The sequence below is a fragment of the Streptomyces sp. NPDC088400 genome (assembly GCF_044753355.1).
Classification (GTDB): Bacteria; Actinomycetota; Actinomycetes; order Streptomycetales; family Streptomycetaceae; genus Streptomyces.
This window is the reverse complement of sequence record NZ_JBIVMZ010000003.1, coordinates 298,470-314,935: the sequence shown is the minus strand read 5'-3', so window position 1 is coordinate 314,935 and position 16,466 is coordinate 298,470. Positions and strand designations below refer to the sequence as shown.

11 protein-coding genes are annotated in these 16,466 nt (G+C 69.3%); 5 read left to right on the top strand and 6 right to left on the bottom strand.

Annotated elements, in window-relative coordinates:
- Positions 1–30 precede the first annotated feature (30 nt).
- The 4 genes from ACIQD6_RS09455 to ACIQD6_RS09440 all read right to left on the bottom strand — a co-directional run bounded on the left by ACIQD6_RS09455 (position 31) and on the right by ACIQD6_RS09440 (position 4,385).
- Positions 31–873: a carbohydrate ABC transporter permease gene (locus tag ACIQD6_RS09455; protein ID WP_401880154.1), complete on the bottom strand. Its 843-nt coding sequence runs from the start codon at positions 871–873 to the stop codon at positions 31–33.
- Positions 874–877: 4 nt separating this feature from the next.
- On the bottom strand, positions 878–1,885 hold the full coding sequence (locus ACIQD6_RS09450; RefSeq protein WP_401880152.1) for a carbohydrate ABC transporter permease: 1,008 nt from the start codon (positions 1,883–1,885) through the stop codon (positions 878–880).
- 61 nt (positions 1,886–1,946) lie between these two features.
- A complete protein-coding gene (locus tag ACIQD6_RS09445) occupies positions 1,947–3,287 on the bottom strand; it encodes an ABC transporter substrate-binding protein (protein ID WP_401880151.1) in 1,341 nt (446 codons plus the stop codon).
- A gap of 75 nt (positions 3,288–3,362) precedes the next feature.
- Complete coding sequence (locus tag ACIQD6_RS09440; RefSeq protein ID WP_401880149.1) at positions 3,363–4,385, bottom strand: LacI family DNA-binding transcriptional regulator; 1,023 nt, start codon at positions 4,383–4,385, stop codon at positions 3,363–3,365.
- 179 nt (positions 4,386–4,564) lie between these two features.
- Here ACIQD6_RS09440 and ACIQD6_RS09435 point away from each other — a divergent pair, with 179 nt between their 5' ends.
- The 5 genes from ACIQD6_RS09435 to ACIQD6_RS09415 all read left to right on the top strand — a co-directional run bounded on the left by ACIQD6_RS09435 (position 4,565) and on the right by ACIQD6_RS09415 (position 11,943).
- Positions 4,565–5,914 carry a mucin-1 gene (locus ACIQD6_RS09435; RefSeq protein ID WP_401880147.1) on the top strand — a complete coding sequence of 450 codons (1,350 nt, stop codon included), beginning with the start codon at positions 4,565–4,567 and terminating at the stop codon, positions 5,912–5,914.
- Positions 5,915–6,497: 583 nt separating this feature from the next.
- On the top strand, positions 6,498–7,673 hold the full coding sequence (locus ACIQD6_RS09430) for an extracellular solute-binding protein (RefSeq protein WP_401880146.1): 1,176 nt from the start codon (positions 6,498–6,500) through the stop codon (positions 7,671–7,673).
- Between the two features lie 56 nt (positions 7,674–7,729).
- Positions 7,730–8,581, top strand: coding sequence for a carbohydrate ABC transporter permease (locus ACIQD6_RS09425; protein ID WP_401880777.1), 852 nt, complete (start codon positions 7,730–7,732; stop codon positions 8,579–8,581).
- Positions 8,578–9,498, top strand: a complete 921-nt coding sequence (locus ACIQD6_RS09420; protein ID WP_401880144.1) for a carbohydrate ABC transporter permease — start codon at positions 8,578–8,580, stop codon at positions 9,496–9,498. The genes ACIQD6_RS09425 and ACIQD6_RS09420 overlap by 4 nt, the downstream gene beginning before the upstream one ends.
- Before the next feature lie 90 nt (positions 9,499–9,588).
- Complete coding sequence (locus ACIQD6_RS09415) at positions 9,589–11,943, top strand: glycoside hydrolase family 3 N-terminal domain-containing protein (protein ID WP_401880142.1); 2,355 nt, start codon at positions 9,589–9,591, stop codon at positions 11,941–11,943.
- 83 nt (positions 11,944–12,026) lie between these two features.
- Here ACIQD6_RS09415 and ACIQD6_RS09410 read toward each other — a convergent pair whose 3' ends face one another.
- Entirely contained in the window at positions 12,027–14,171 is a 2,145-nt protein-coding gene (locus ACIQD6_RS09410; RefSeq protein ID WP_401880141.1) for an RICIN domain-containing protein, read from the bottom strand.
- 228 nt (positions 14,172–14,399) lie between these two features.
- On the bottom strand, positions 14,400–15,440 hold the full coding sequence (locus tag ACIQD6_RS09405) for a LacI family DNA-binding transcriptional regulator (RefSeq protein WP_401880140.1): 1,041 nt from the start codon (positions 15,438–15,440) through the stop codon (positions 14,400–14,402).
- Between the last annotated feature and the right edge of the window lie 1,026 nt (positions 15,441–16,466).

The window sequence follows — 16,466 nt, the reverse complement described above, 5'->3', positions numbered from 1 at the left end:
GGCCGAGACGTACAGGTTCTCGGCTTTCGCTCAGCCCTTGACGGCAGAGCTTGCGACGCCCTGGACGAACCAGCGCTGGAAGAAGGCGAAGACCACCAGGACGGGCAGGACCAGAAGGACGCCGAAGGCCAGGATCTGGCCCCAGTCCGGGGGCTGCTGGCCCTGGAAGACACTCATCTCCAGCGGCAGCGGACGGACCGACGGGTCGGAGACCATCAGCACCGGCCACAGGAAGGAGCCCCACTGGATGAGGAAGGTCAGGATCGCCACGGAGGCGAAGGCCGGCTTCGACATGGGGACGACGATGGCGAAGAAGGTGCGCCAGGGGCCCGCCCCGTCGATGCGGGCGGCTTCCTCGATGCTCGGTGGGATCGAGCGGAAGAACGTGTGGAACTGGTAGACCGAGAAGGCGTTGGCGATGAACGGGAGCGCCAGGATGTAGAGGGTGTTGCGCTGGTCGTTGAACATGTAGAAGAGCGGCACGGCCACCGACTCGAACGGGACCAGCATCAGCAGCAGGATGAGTGTGAAGACGGCTTCACGGCCGCGCCACTTCAGCCGGGAAAGGCCGTACGCCGCCATCGAGTTGACGAACAGGCCGCCGGTGACGACGACGAACGCCAGCAGCAGCGAGACGCCCATGAAGCGCCAGAAGTAGCCGGTGCTGTCGGAGTTGAGGCTGCTCAGAACGGCGGAGTAGTTGTCGAAGGACAGGTTGGTGGGGAGGAAGCCCGACAGGCCGCCCAGGACCTCGTCGGACGGCTTGAGGCTGCCCAGGAACAGGTAGATCACGGGCAGTACGAAGACGAAGGCCGGCACGCTGAGTACGGCGTAGTCCATGAAGCGGCGCAGGGACGTAGGGGTCGTGCCCATGGAGTCAGTCCTCGTTTCCGGGCCGGACGACGCGGCGCTGGATGAGTGTCAGGACGACGACGATCAGGAAGAAGACGACGGTGATCGCGGACGCCTGGCCGATGTTGTTCTGGTCGAAGGCAGTGGTGACGGCCTGGTACATCACGGTGCGGGTGGCGTCCTCGTCGAGGCCGCCGCCTCGGACCAGGACGTAGACCTGGTCGAAGACCCGGAAGGAGAGCACCGAGGTGAGCATGGCGACGAAGACGAGGGTGCCGCGGATACCGGGCAGGGTGACGTGGCGGAACTGCTGCCAGCGGCCGGCGCGGTCGAGCTCGGCGGCCTCGTAGAGCTCGCCCGGGATCTGTTGGAGGCCGGCGAGGAGGATGATCATCTGGAATCCGACGCCCTGCCAGATGGACAGGACCATGATCGAGGCCATCGCGGTGGCGGAGTCGCCGAGCCAGTCGAAGGCGCCCCAGTTGCCGAAACTCACCGCGTGCAGCGCGGAGTTGAGCATTCCCTGGTCGCTGCGGGCGAGGATCAGCCGCCAGATCACGGCGACGAGCGCCATGGGGAAGACGACCGGCATGAAGAACAGGGACCGGAACAGGCCGATCGCCTTCAGCTTGCGGTTGAGCAGGATCGCCAGCCCGAGGGCCAGGGCCGTCTGGACGGGTACGACGACCGCGGCGAAGGTCAGGTTGTTCAGCAGCGCCCTCAGGAACGGGCCGGACAGGTCGGGGTCTGTGAACAGCCGCCGGTACTGCTCGACACCGAACCAGGTCGGTTCCAGCGGGGAGCCGAGGCGGACGTTGTAGAAGGAGAGGACGACGGCGTAACCGAACGGCACGCCGACGAAGACGATGAGTCCGACGACGGCCGGGGCGGACATGAGCAGTCCGTGCGGCCAGTCGCGGTTCTTGCGGCCCGGCCGCGCTGATCGCGTAGACCGCGCGGGCTTCACGGGTGTCACGGATGGGCTCTGCTCAGGGCCGGGCGGCGCGGAGTGCGCGGGTTCCACGGATATCACGGGAGGGTCCTGTTCCCGGAGGGGGCGGACGCGGCAGCCGCGCCCGCCCCTCCGCTGGGTCCTACGGGATCTTGTAGCCGGCGTTGTCGGAGAAGTCCTGGTCGATGGCGCGGGCGGCCTTCTCCAGGGCGTCCTTGGGGTCGGCGCGGCCGTAGATGGAGTTCAGGGCCTCGCTGAACTTCGAGGTGATCACGGGGTATCCGGCGGTCACCGGGCGGGTGACGGCGACACAGGACTTGGTGATGTCGCTGTCGCCGCAGGGCTTGGCAAGCTGGTCGGCGAAGAGCTGGAGCGGGCCGCCCTGCTTGTAGAGGCTGCTCGTGGCGAGCGCCGTCCTGGTGGCGGGCACCGCCCCGTTGGCGGTCGTCATGGCGGTGACGTTGGCGTCGTTCAGGAGGGTGTCCAGGAATGTGCCGGCGGCCTTGGCGTTCTTGGTGTCGCCACCGATGCCCCAGGCCCAGGAGCCCTGGCCGGTCTTGGGGCCGTTGCCGAAGTCGGGCAGCGGCAGCACGACGAGCTCGTCGCCGAGGGCCTCGCTGTAGGCGGGGTACATCCAGTGGCCGACCCAGCTCAGGGCGACGCGGCCCTTGGCGAAGGCGTTGCCGTCGGTGTTCGGGTCGACGTAGGTCTTCCAGGACTGGAAGGTCTTCATGGCCGAGATCACGGCCGGGGTGTCGAGGGCGCCTTCCGCCTTGCCGTCCTTGAGGAGGGAACCTCCGGCGGACCAGACGATCGGGGCGAAGCCGTAGGTGCCCCACTCGTACGCATAGCCGCCGGTCTCCTGGAGGTCGAGGGTCCTGCCGTCGGAGTCCTTGGCCTTCAGCGCTTTGAGCGCGGCGGTGAACTCCTCGGCGGTCCAGCCGTCGGAGAGACCGGTCGGGTACTTCACCCCGGCCGCGTCGAGCAGCTTCTTGTTGCCGTAGATACCGAGCCCGGAGTCGAACATGCCCAGGCCGTAGTGCTTGCCGTCGACCTCGCCCTGCGCCTTGCTCGCGTCGGTGGCGTTGTCCATGGTCCTGGCGGAGACGTAGGTGTCGATCGGGGCGAGCTTCTTGTTGTAGACGAAGTTCGCCATGGTCGGGCCGTCGAACTCCATCACGTCCGGCAGCTCGGCGGCGTCGGTGGCGGTGATGGTCTTGGTGTAGTCGGCCTCGGGGATCAACTTCAGGTCGACCTTGATCTTGTTCTGCGAGGAGTTGAAGGACTTGACCGCGTTCTGCAGCGCACCGGCCTCGTTCTTCTGGCCCTGATGGGCCCAGACACTGATGGTGCCCTTGCCGCTGCCGGCCTCGGCGGAGGCATCGGTGCCGCCGCCGGAGCCGCAGGCGGCCAGTGCCACCAGGGGGGCCAGGGCCAGGCCCGTACATACGGCGCGGCGGTACTTTCTGCTGGTTGAGCTCATGGCTGTGCCTCCGTGCTGGCCGAGGGTTCGGGGGGCTGACGTGCTTTCCGGGCGTGGGGTGTGGGGCTCAGGGAGTTACTGCGGTCCGCGCGGGCGCGGCGGGGCGGTGGTCTCGCGCAGGACGAGACGGATGGGCATCTGCACCTGCTCGGCAGGGGGTTCGGCGTCGGGCTCGTCGAGCTGGCGCAGCAGCAGCCGGGCGGCCTCGGTGCCCTGCCGGGCGACCGGCTGGGCGACGGTGGTCAGGCCCACCACGTCGGCGAGTTCGTGGTCGTCGAATCCGACGACGGACACGTCGTCCGGGACCTTCAGCCGGTGGCGGCGCAGGGCACGCAGGGCGCCCATCGCCATCTCGTCGGACTGCGCGAACACCGCCGTCGGCGGGCGGGAGGCGGCCAGCAGCTCGGTCATGGCCCGCTCGCCGCCCTCGACCGTGTAGTCGCCGTCCGCCTCCAGTGCCGGATCGTGCTCCACCCCGGCGTCGGCCAGGACTTCCAGGTAGGCGTTGCGGCGTTCGACGGGCGTGGTCCAGTGCAGCGGCCCACTGGCACCCGAGATCATGCCGATGCGGCGGTGGCCCAGGTTCACCAGATGCCGTACGGCACTCTCGGCGCCGGCCCGGTCGTCGATACCGACCACGGTGAAGCCGGGCCGGGCGCCGCCGACCGTGGTGGCCAGCGGCACCCCCAGAGAGCGCAGCCCGGCCGATTCCGCGTCGTCAGGAATGAGGAGCGACAGCACCGCGTCCACTCGCTTGCGGACCGGCAGCCTGGTGAAGAAACGCTTGCGCGTCTCCGGCGAGCCCAGGTTGTACAGCAGTACGTCGTAGCCGGCGGCGCTGAACTCCTTCTCGGCGGCGTCCAGCACGGTGCCGAAGAACCAGCGGCCGACATACGGGACCACGACCCCGATGGTGAAGGTACGCCCGCTGGCCAGGCTGGAGGCGGAGCGTGAGGCGGTGTAGCCGAGCTGGGCGGCGAGCGCCGCGATCTGCGCCCGTACATCCTGCGACACTCCCGGCCGGCCGCGCAGCGCGCGGGACACGGTGGACGCCGAGACTCCGGCGGCGCGGGCGACATCGGTGATGCTGGCCGTCACGGCGGATTCCTCCCGCTGATTTCACGTCGATGTGATCTCTGAGTGACTGACCGTAAACCCGCCCATGCTGTTGCGCAAGCGTTTGCGTTCATATCTACTTGGGCCGATCCCCAGGGGACCTATTTGTTGTCAAGTGTCAGCGCACACGTTTGGGCGCTGTGGAGCGACAGGAACTGTGCATGCGATACGCCCCGCCCGGCCTCTGTGTGAACGACTTCGCCGTCCTGCGCGACGAGGAGGGCACGTACGCGGTGCTGCATCTGCAGGGGCCCTGGACACCGGAGTTCGACCATCTGCGGATGGAGACCTCCTTCGGCCGGGCCACCTCCACCGACCTGGTCCGCTGGCAGCCGCAGGGCACCGCGTTCGGCAACGGACTGCCCGGCCGATTCGACCAGCAGGCGGTGTGGACCATGCATCCGATCCGGCACGGCGACGGAATGGCGATGTTCTACACAGGCGTCTCCGGTCTCACGCCGGACGGCTGGCCGCTCCAGTCGGTCGGGCTGGCGTACTCCGACCGCACGGACGGCACCGGATGGCGGCGCCACGGGACCGTGCCGGTCGTCGAGGCGGATCCGCGCTGGTACCGCACCGGTGAACGCATGGGCTGGCGTGACCCGTTCGTCGTACGCGACGACGAGTCGGACGGCTGGTTCATGGTCGTCTGTGCCAGTGACGCCTCCCTCCCGGCCGAGGTCAGCGGCTGCGTCGCCTGGGCCAGCTCCGACGACCTGGAGCACTGGACCGTCCACCCGCCGCTCATCTCCCCGGGCGACGTCGACGAGCTGGAGTGCCCGGTCCTGGAACGCCTCGATGACGGAACCTGGCTGCTGCTGGGCTCCGTCGGCGCGACCCGTGGCTTCGAGGCATGGACTGCCCCGAGCGTGCGGGGCCCCTGGACCCGGCGCGGCCCTCTTGGCCCGACCGGCGCTTACGCTCCGCGCGTGATCGCCGCGCCCGACGGCTCCCGCGTCGTACTGCACACCACGCCCCGCCATGTCGGCCTCACCGACACCGGGGAACGCTGCCGCGGCATGCTCGCCCAGCCCAAGTCCCTCGTCATACCCGTCGATTCGGCCCCCCGCCTGGGATGGTGGCCCGGCCTGAACTCATGGCTCGGTGAGGAGACGAACGGCCCCGTCGCGCACGCGGTCGGCGACATCCGCGTAACCGGGCCGGTCGACATCACCCTGCGCACGAAGAACCCGGACAGCAACGATCCCGCACTCGCCGTGGGCTGCGACCGAAAAAACCTCTGGGTCACCGGCCCCGACGGGACCCGCCTCGGCGAAACCGTCCTGACGGACCCCGCCACCACGCTGCGCATCCTCACCATCGGCGAGTACGTCGAGATCTACGCCGACGGTGTGTTCGTCCTGACCACCCTGTGCTACTCCGGGCACCCCGCCACGTGGACAGCCGTCACCGAGGGACGCGAACACACCATCCCGGTCCGCCCGGTCCGGCTGCCCGACCCGCACCGCGACGACGCCTCGGCCATCTGGCCCGGCCCGTCACCGCGCTGACCCGAACTCCCCTCCGGAAAGGCCGGCCATGCCCGCCGTGAGCGTCGAAGATCTCGGTGATCGTGGCCAGGTGCGTCACCCGTAACTGGCGGGTGCGCTTGGGCTGTCGAGCGGGCCGCAGAGCAAAAACAACCTCTGGCATGCGTCCTTCGGTCGGGTTGACGGCGTAGGGGCGGGTACGTCCGTGTTCCGCGAGAGCTCAACCATGACATGAGGCTGACGCGCCCTCTGTTTCGCGCGCATGGACACGAGTTCGCGAAAGTATTTCGTAACCGGGGCATTTCGCGTCCTTGTCCCGGCCGTGAATTCCGTGTCAGTGTCCCGGCCAGCAGGCAGGCCGTCGGCAGCGTGGCTCCCGAAAAGCTTTCGTACCGGTCTCCGATCCGCCTGGCTCACCGACGGCATGTGAGAAGAAGAGGGGCACACCATGCGGGGAATCCCGGTCAACGGAAGTCTCGGAAGCCCGAGAACGCGACGCCTCGTCGCGTCCGCGGTCGCCCTCACGGCGGCCATGGGCCTTGCCGCGTGCGGGACTTCGGGACCGTCCCGATCGTCTACGGACTCGTCCGCGAAGAACCTGACGATGTGGGCGCTCAACGACCAGACGATTCTCAAGGAGTCCGTCGACGCCTACAACAAGGACCACCCCGACGAGAAGATCACTCTGCGGCTGTTCGCGAACGACGACTACAAGCAGAAGCTGCGCGTCGCCTTCGGGGCGAACCAGGCCCCGGACATCTTCTTCAGCTGGGGCGGCGGGGCCCTGAACGACTACGTCACGGCCGGCAAGGTCGACGCGCTGACGGCGGCCGAGGCGCACACGGACCGGTTCACCCCGAGCGTGATGCGGAGCGCCACCTTCGACGGCAAGGTCTACGGCGTGCCCGCCAACGGCGTCGCCCCGGTCGTCCTCTACTACAACAAGAAGGTGCTGGCCGACGCGCGCGTCGAGCCGCCGAAGACGTACGACGACCTGCTGGCGGCCGTGAAGAAGCTGAAGGCCAAGGATGTCGTGCCGCTCTCCCTCGCCGCGAACTCCAAGTGGCCGACGCTGATGTACCTGGAGTACCTGCTCGACCGTCAGGGCGGCTCCGAGGTGTTCTCGAAGATCGCCTCCGGTGACACCTCGGCGTGGAAGGACGCGTCGGTCACCAAGGCCAACCAGTATCTCCAGGACCTGTCGAAGTCCGGGGCCTTCGGGGACAACGCCTCCTCCGTCAACTACGACCAGGGCGCCTCCACGGCCCTGCTCTACACCGGCAAGGCGGCCATGGAGGTCATGGGCACCTGGGAGTACGCCAACATAGCCAAGGCCGCGCCCGACTTCCTGAAGAGCGATCTCGGCTACACCGCCTTTCCGTCGCTGTCCGGCGGTGCCGGCGACCCGAACAGCATTGTCGGCAATCCCTCGAACTTCCTGTCGCTGAACTCGTCGACCGAGCACAGGCCCGCGGCCCTCACGTACCTCAAGGACTACGTCCTGAACGACTCCCAGACCGACGCCTACCTCGCCGCCGGCAGCGTCCCGCCGGTCGAGGGCCTGGAGCCGAAGCTGGCGGCGGTGAAGTCGTCGTCCGACAAGGCGTGGCTGACCTTCGTCCACGACCTGGTGGAGAAGTCGCCGAGCTTCCAGCTCTCCTGGGATCAGGCACTGCCGTCGGACCAGGCGGACCCGCTGCTGACCAACACCGACAAGTCGTTCCTGCGTCAGATCTCTCCCTCCGGCTTCGGTGTGAACATGAGCAAGGTGGGGTCGTGACCGTCACTCTTCCGGCGCGCCGGAGAGGAGGCCGCGCCGCCGGCAGCGGCCTCCTCATGGCCGCCCCCGCACTGCTTCTCTTCGGCCTGTTCGGTCTGGTCCCCCTCGTCGGGGTGGTGGCGCTCGGCCTCGCCCGCTGGGACGGCCTCGGCTCCATCGGCTGGGCAGGCCTCGCCAACTGGGGCACAGTCCTGACCGACGGCGCCACCTGGCAGGCGCTGGGGCTCACGGTCAAGGTGATGGCGGTGAGCTGGCTGGTCCAGACACCGATCGCGCTGGCCCTCGGTGTCTTCCAGGCACCGAGGGGGAGGATGCGGGCGCTGTTCGCCGTCCTCTTCTTCCTCCCGCTGCTGCTGTCCGCCGTGGCGATCGGCCTGACCTGGCAGGCGCTGCTCGATCCGTCCTTCGGTATCGGTGCCACGCCCGGCCTGCACTGGCTGGCGAAGCCGCTGCTCGGCTCGCCGGACCTGGCCCTGTACACGGTGATCGCCGTGATCGCCTGGCAGTTCGTGCCGTTCCACGCCCTGCTCTACCAGGCGGGCATACGCCAGATCCCGACGGCTCTGTACGAGGCCGCGGCGCTCGACGGCGCCGGGCCCGTGGCCCGCTTCCTGCACATCACCCTGCCGCAGCTGAAGTACACGATGGTCACCTCCAGCACGCTCATGCTCGTCGGTTCACTGACGTACTTCGACCTGATCTTCGTCCTGTCCGGCGGCACCGGCGGCCCCGGCACCGCCACCCGCGTCCTTCCCCTCTCCATGTACATCACCGGATTCCAGGCCCACGACATGGGCCGGGCCAGTGTCGTCGCCACCCTCCTGGTGGTCTTCGGCCTCGGCCTGTCGCTGCTGACCACCCGCCTGTCCGGCTTCACCCGGATGGACAGCCGGCAGGAGGGCATGTGAGCACCACCGTGACCAAGATCCACGCCGTCACCCGGCAGGCGGACGTCCCCGCGCCCGGAGCGGTCGCACCCAGGCCCGTCCGGCCGAAGTCCGTGGCACGGATCCTCCGCCGCGCCCTCACCGGCAGCGGCGCGCTCCTCTGGGCGGCAACCGTCGTCGTACCCGTCTACTGGCTGGTCGTCACCAGCCTGCGCAGCCGTGCCGACTTCACCACCGACAGCCCACTGGCCCTCCCCGGCCCCCCGACGCTCGACAGCTACCGGACCGTCCTGGACGGCGACTTCACGACCTATCTGCTCAACAGCGTCGTCGTCACCGCGGGGACGGTCGTCCTCACCGTCACCGTCGCCCTCATGGCCGCCTTCGCGATCGTCCGGGGCGCCGGCGGCCGTCTCTCCCGGGTGTCCTTCCGGCTGTACCTGCTGGGCCTGGCGATCCCGCTCCAAGCGGTGATCATCCCGGTCTACCTGCTGATCATCAGGATGCGGCTGTACGACAGCCTGCTCGCGATCGTCCTGCCCTCGGCGGCGTTCGCGCTGCCGATCACCGTGATGATCCTGGTGAGCTTCCTGCGCGACGTGCCCCGCTCCCTGTTCGAGGCGATGATCGTCGACGGGGCCGGCGACTGGCGCATGCTCTTCTCGCTCGCGGCGCCCCTGGCCCGCCCCGCACTGATGACCGTCGCCGTCTACGACGGCCTCCAGGTCTGGAACGGCTTCCTCTTCCCGCTCATCCTCACGCAGAGCGGCGACAAGGCTGTGCTGCCGCTGGCGCTGACCCTCTACCGGGGCCAGTTCGGCATCGACGTACCGGCCACGATGGCCGCGGTGGTGCTCTCCACCCTGCCGATGCTGGCCCTGTTCATCCTGGCCCGCCGTCAGCTCGTCGCCGGACTTACCGCCGGGTTCTCCAAGTAGCCCCCACCACCGGGCAGTTCATCTCCGCACGACGCCCTGGCCATGCGCCCGGCCCCGTCGGCGTGCCCGCGCGACACCGAGGAGTCGTGAATGACGACCACCATGCCCGACCACGGCGGCCTCCCCCAGAGGGAGGACGACCGCCCCTGGACCGACCCCGCCCTGCCCACCGCCGAACGCGTCGAGGCGCTGCTCGCCCGGCTCACGCCGCCGGAGAAGGTCGCGCAACTCAGCAGCACCTGGGAGGACATCGAGGCCGACGGCCCGGAAGTAGCGCCGGGCAGCAACCACTTCGGCCGGGTCGGCGATCTCGACGATACCGCCCGGCACGGCCTGGGCCAGCTCACTCGCCCCTACGGCACACTGCCCCGGCCCGCGCTCGAACACGCCCGTCTCCTCGCCGAACACCAGCGGCAGGTCATGGCGCAGAGCAGATTCCGCATTCCGGCCATGGCGCATGATGAGTGCCTGACCGGTTTCACCGCCTACGGGGCGACGATCTACCCCACCTCGCTCGGCATGGCGGCCACCTTCGACCCGGAGCTGATCCGACGGGTCGGCGAGGCCATCGGCGCCGACATGGCCGAGGCGGGCGTCCACCAGGGGCTCGCCCCGGTCGTCGACGTGATCCGCGACTATCGCTGGGGACGCTGCGAGGAGACCTACGGCGAGGACCCGTACCTGGTCGGAGAAATGGGGGAGGCGTACGTCACCGGTCTGCAGAGCGCCGGGGTGTACGCCACCCTCAAGCACTTCGCCGGATACTCCGCCTCCATGGGCGGCCGCAACCACGCCCCCGTCCACGCGGGCCGCCGCGAGCTCTTCGACGTCATCCTCCCGCCCTTCGAACGGCTCGTCGCCGCGGGCGTCGGCTCGGTCATGAACTCCTACGCCGAGATCGACGGCGAGGCGCCCGCCGCCAGCCGGTGGCTGCTGACCGAAGTGCTGCGCGACGCCTGGGGTTTCGAGGGCACCGTCGTCTCCGACTACTGGTCCCTGCCCTTCCTGGTCAGCGCCCACCGGGTGGCCGCCGACCTGTCCGACGCCGGGGCGCTCGCCCTGCGCGCCGGCATGGACGTCGAACTGCCCGACCAGCGAGGCTTCGGCGACGCCCTCGTGCACGCCGTCGAACAGGGCGCGGTCGACGACGACCTCGTCGACCGCGCCGTACGCCGGGTGCTGCGGCAGAAGGCCGAGCTCGGGCTCCTTGACGCAGACTGGGACCCGCGGCCCCCCGCCCTGCGCGCGGGCGGGCTCGACCTGGACAAGCCGGAGAACCGCCGGCTTGCCCACGCCGTGGCGCGGTCGAGCGCCGTCCTGCTGTCCAACGACGGGACCCTGCCCCTCCCGGCCGGCGGCCGGATCGCACTGATCGGCCCGTGCGCCGACGACGTACGCGCCATGTTCGGCTGCTACAGCTTCCCCAACCACGTCCTCGCCGAGCGCGACGACCTCGGCAACGGGGTCGAGGCGGTCTCCCTGCGTACCGCGCTGGCCGAGGAACTCCCGTCCGTGGAATGGGAGTTCGTCCAGGGCTGCCCGATCCGGGACGAGGACGGCTCCGGCATCCCGGCGGCCGTGGCGGCCTCGACCGCCGCCGACCTCACCGTCCTCGTCGTCGGCGACAAGGCGGGGATGTTCGGCATCGGCACCTCGGGGGAGGGCTGCGATGCCGAGGACCTGCGGCTGCCGGGAGTCCAGGAGGAGCTGGTCGGGGCGGTGTTGGCGACCGGGAAGCCCGTGGTGCTGATCGTCAGCAGCGGCCGGCCCTATGCCGTGGGCCGGTTCGCGTCGGCCGCCGCGGCCATGGTGCAGGTCTTCCTGCCGGGGGAGGAGGGCGGCCGGGCGGTGGCCCAACTCCTGTCCGGCAGAGCGAACTTCAGCGGCAAGCTGCCCGTGCAGATCCCCGCCTCGCCGGGCGGACAGCCGTACACCTACCTCCACCCGGCGCTCGCCGACCGGCAGAGCTTCCTGTCCAACCTGGACCCCACCCCCGCGTTCCCCTTCGGTCACGGGCTGTCCTACACCGACTTCGAGGTCGACCTGCTCGCCGTCGACCGCGAACAGGTCCCGACGGACGGCGAGTTCACGGTCCGCGCGCGGGTGCGGAACACGGGGACGGCCGCCGGCGCCGAGACCGTCCAGCTGTACGCCGTCGACCCGGTCGCCCAGGTCACGCGGCCCGTGCGCGCCCTGCTCGGCTTCGCCAAGGTGGCCCTCGCCCCAGGCGAGCGGGCCACGGTCCGCTTCCACGTCCACACCGACCGCCTGGCCTTCACCGGCCTGGCCGGCCGCCGCATCGTGGAGCCCGGCGAGATCGTGCTCCACGCGGGCTCCTCCAGCCTGGACACACCGGTGCGGGTGGTCGTGCGGCTGGTCGGCGAGGAGCGGGACGCGACGGTCCTACGGCAGCACGCCGTGCCGGTGACCGTCGAACGGGAGTGAGCCGCGGGGACGCGTGAACGAGGGCGGCGCCACCGGTCGGTCCGATCCGGTGGCGCCCTGTTCTCAAACGGTGGCGCCCTCTTCTACAACACGGCCTGGCCCCGGCTCCACTGCTGGGTGGCGTTGCCCAGCCCGGTCCACAGTGCGACCTTCGAGCCGTTGGCCGTGCCCCAGTCGGTCACATCGACGACCAGGCCGTTGGAGCGGTTGCCGATGGTGCCGTCCACGCGGAACGCCCACTTCTGGCCGGTCTTTCCGTTGCAGGCCCAGAGGATGACCTTGGTGCCCGCGGTGGTGCCGTCGCCGTCGGCGGCCAGGCACTTGCCGGACACGCGCAGTTCGCCGGCCGTGGTCCGGGTGATGGTCTGGTTGGCGTTGCCAGAGCAGTCGTAGATCTGCGCCTGAACGCCCGTCTGGCCGTTGGGGACGTCGAGGCAGCGGCTGGAGTACGTGCCCTTCAGAATGAAGGCCGCGTCCGTGGGGAGGGGGTCCCGGACCAGCTGCCAGTCCTGTGAGCCGTCGGTGGTCGACGCGGCCACGGTGACGGAGCCGCCCGCCGTCGAACCGGTCATGTACAGGCTGGTGTTGAGGACCGAGCGCAGCTTGTAGTACCCGCTGGTCGAAGAGGCGAGGGTCCACTGTTTGTCGGTGGCTCCGTCGTCCACCCACTGGGCCAGCTTCTGCCCGGCCGTCGCGGTACCGGTCCAGATGGCGACCGAGCGGCCCCCCGCCTTGTTGAGCAGCGTCACGTTGCCGCCCTTGGTGGTGAGGTGCCAACGCTGAGTGTCGGACGTGGAGTTGGCGGCGCCGAGGACGAGGTCGGGGGTGTTCCCGGTCAGGCTCGCGTCCTGTGTCTTGCCGGACGCGGTGGCGAGTACCTGGCCGGTCAGCCGGTTGACGAGACTGTAGTAGGCGCCGTCGGACCGCCCGAGATCGACCTCGGCGTACTTCACCGGCCCGATGCTGCCGCCGCTCCAGGCCGCCTGGAGGATGAGGACGCGTCCCGTGCCGTCGACGTACTGCAGGTTACGGCTGTACCCGCCGGGCATCGTCGTCTTGTACTGCTTCCACGCGCCGGTGCTCAGCCCGGACTCGTTCACCCAGACGTCGCCGCTGCCGGAGGCGTTGTAGACGATCCGTCCGTCCGGCATCGGGAGGACGACCGGGCTGCCGCCGGTGGACAGCGTGGCCCCGCCCGAGGGCACGGGCAGCGAGGTGATCGCGGCGTCCGTGGCCGAGAAGAACTTCGTCGGGTCGTCGGAGATCCGGTAGCGGACGTTCGTCCCGCCGCCCCAGTACTCGTACGTCAGAAGCCACTTGCCATCGGTCGTCGGGGCGATGGTCGTCATGCCCGGGCGACCGCCGCCGATCTCCGTCTTGCCGCCGCCCATGCTCACCGTGGAGCCCGGGACATCGACGACGGGACTGCTCCAGGACGTGGTGCTGCTGCCGTTCCAGGTGCGGTGGAGGAGGACCTGGCCGGCGGAGTCCCTCGCCGTGTCGTTGGCCGGGTCGAGAGTCGGGGCGCCGGTGCTGGTGTCGTAGCCCGTGAAGTCGCGCTCGTCCGAGTAGTAGGCGATGAGCCTCCCGTTGTGGGCGAGCAGGTGCGGCTCCCAGATGGGGTCGACCTGGGCGTGGCTGTTGGCGGTCGAGACGCGGCCGATGCTGCCCGCGCTGCCGCCCTGCCAGCCGCCGGCCTGGATGATGTTCTTGAAGCTCCAGGTCGCGCCGTCGTCCGTGCTGGCGTACAGGGCGAGCGCCACGTCCTTGCGGTCGCCGTCACCGGTCGGCGTCCAGCTGGAGTTGGCGGCCTTCTGCTCCTGGTAGTAGGAGTCGTCGCCCGAGACGATGCTCGCCAGCAGCAGCGTGCCGGCGCTCAGGGAGCCGACGTCCTGCGGGAGCACGTAGAGATACGGGTTGGTCCAGTTGCTCGTGTACTTCGCGTACGCGCTGTCGCCCGACAGGTACGCCGGAGCCTTGACGTCGGCCAGCTTCGCCCATGTCGTGCCGTCGTCGTCGCTCTTGTAGACGGGCAGCGTCTGGCCCACCGGAGCGCTCTGACTGTTCTCGAACGTCGCCACGACCCGCCCGCTCGGCAGTTGGGCCGACTTCGGGTAGAGCACGCACGGCCTCTTGTTGCACGCGGCGGTGTTGTCCGCCGTATACAAGTTCGCGGGGCTCGGCTGATACGCCGACGCGGTCGTCGCGGAGGCGACGGCGAATGCCACGCCTATGCAGAAGGCCGTCGCCGAAGCGAAAACCTTTCGTGCCCAGGATCTTTTCAACGGCGTTCCCTTCACCGGGGGGATCCCGCTCCCCGTTCCATGAGGGTTCCCTGGGGGTTCGATGGGGGTTCCATGGGGAGGGGAGCGGGGGTGCGGGGCAGGACGCCAGTATTCGCAGGCGACATCGAGCTGTCACCGGCACGTTGCGAAAGGGTTTCGCGAAGTCGCGGGCTACGGGGTATTGACGCGGCCGCGCGGGGACGTCGAGGTCCGCACGACGAGTTCCGTGGCCAGCTCGATGCGCGGCGCCGCGGGCGGCCGGCCCTCGGCGAGATCCATGAGCACCCGGGTCGCCTCGCGGCCCAGCTCCTCGAACGGCTGGCGCACCGCGCTCAAGGGCGGACAGGCCATGGCCGCCACGAGCGTGTCGTCGAAGGACATGACCGACAGGTCGTCCGGTACGGAGAGCCCTCGCTGCCGGGCGGCTTCCAGCACGCCGAGCGCCTGCGCGTCGCTGGCCGCGAAAACGGCCGTGGGCGGATCGTGGGCCCGCAGGATCCGCCCACTCGCGGCGAGCGCCTCGGTGTAGTCGAAGTCGGTCGAGCGGACGATCGCCGGGTCGTAGGCGACCCCGGCCTCCTCCAGAGCGGCCCGGTAACCGTGCACCCGCGCCGCCCCCGCCAGCGAGTGCGAGCGGCCCGCGACCATGCCGATACGGGTGTGTCCCAGCGCCAGCAGGTGCTGGACGGCGTCCCGGGCTCCGCTCCAGTTCGTCACGCCGATGCTGGGAATGTCCTCCGAAGGGGCGCTGAGAGGGTCGATCAGCACCACCGGCAGCCGCTGCTCGACGATCCGCCGCTGGTCCTCCTCGGCCAGCATCGAGATCACGATCACGATCCCCGCCGCGCCGAGCGCCACGCACTCCTCCAGCCACCCGGAGACCGACCGCCGGCTCGTCGTCCCGGTGACCACGTCGATGCCGAACTCTCCGGCCGCGTCCACGATGCCCCGGGCGACCTCCAGGGTGTACGGGCCGGACAGGTCGCGGAAGACGACGATGATCTGCCGGGGCGTCGCGGGATCCCGCTCCCACGGGCGGACGTACCCGTACCGCGCCAGCAGTTCCTCGACCCGGTCCCGGGTCGCCGTGCCCACGTCCCGGCGCCGGTGCACCACCTTGGACACGGTGCTGAGCGAGACCCCCGCCTCGGTGGCGATGTTCGTGAGCAGGCCGTGCTGTGCTTCCTGCCGGTCCTTGCCTCGACCTGTCACCCGATGTCCGTTCCGTACCCCGAGCGTCGGTACACCGGACGCACCGCGCACCTGGCCAGAAACTCCGCCGCAACGTAACGGGCCCGGATCGGCGAGGCAAGACCGGTGCACGCTGTTCTGTGACGTCGGGAGGTTCCCGCCAGGAGGAATCGGCGCAGCACTCGCTGATCATCACGGGGGCGTGGGTGTTGCCGGAGGGGACGGCCGGCATGACCGAGGCGTCCGCGACGCGGCGGCTGACACTTCCCCAATCAACACTTCCCCGTTCAACGACAGAACTCGGAAGTTGAGCCACGACCGCTGCCTTGAACAAGTCACGGGTCTTTTCGGGCAGGGACACATCCCGTGAGAGCGGGCATCTGAGCCATTGCCACACCAGGGTGGATGTTTCGCCTTGATCGCGGCAATGTAGTGGGCGTTCTTGCCGGGAAGCGGAAGTGGGCAGTCCTGCAAAGCGCCGGGGCAGACGATCAATTCAAGCCAGACTCCAAAGAGGAGCACGACCGATCGGGCGCGGATGGTGCCCGAACAAGACGACGGGCGGGCCCGTTCGCCGCCCGCGTCGAGTAGCTGGAGATCCTCCGCGAGGACCGCCTGAAAGGCGACGGCGCGGCCAGACGTCACGCTCGGCATCGTCCGCCTGTACAACCTCAGGCAGGCCGGATGAGGGGCAGTGGCGCTGGTCAACCGGCATGCCGTGGTCATTTACGGGACAATTCTCGGCCACGACCAATGAGGAGGATCCGGGATGGGGAGTTACATGAACCTCAAACCTCCCAAGCTGGGGAAAAATTTGATCACCATCGACAAGCCGTGCTCGAACAGGTCGAACGCCTGCCGGCGATCCTGGGTGCGGGGCTCAAAATACATCGTCACCCCGTGGCCTCCCCTGATTCCTATTGCTGCATCGTTGACACGACTGGGAAAGATCACCCAGACTCAAATCCGGTAGCGCCGATTTCGGGTTATGTGAAACTCGGGGGCAGCGTAACCAGTGACCAGCGGTGATGCCGGGCGATTAGGAGC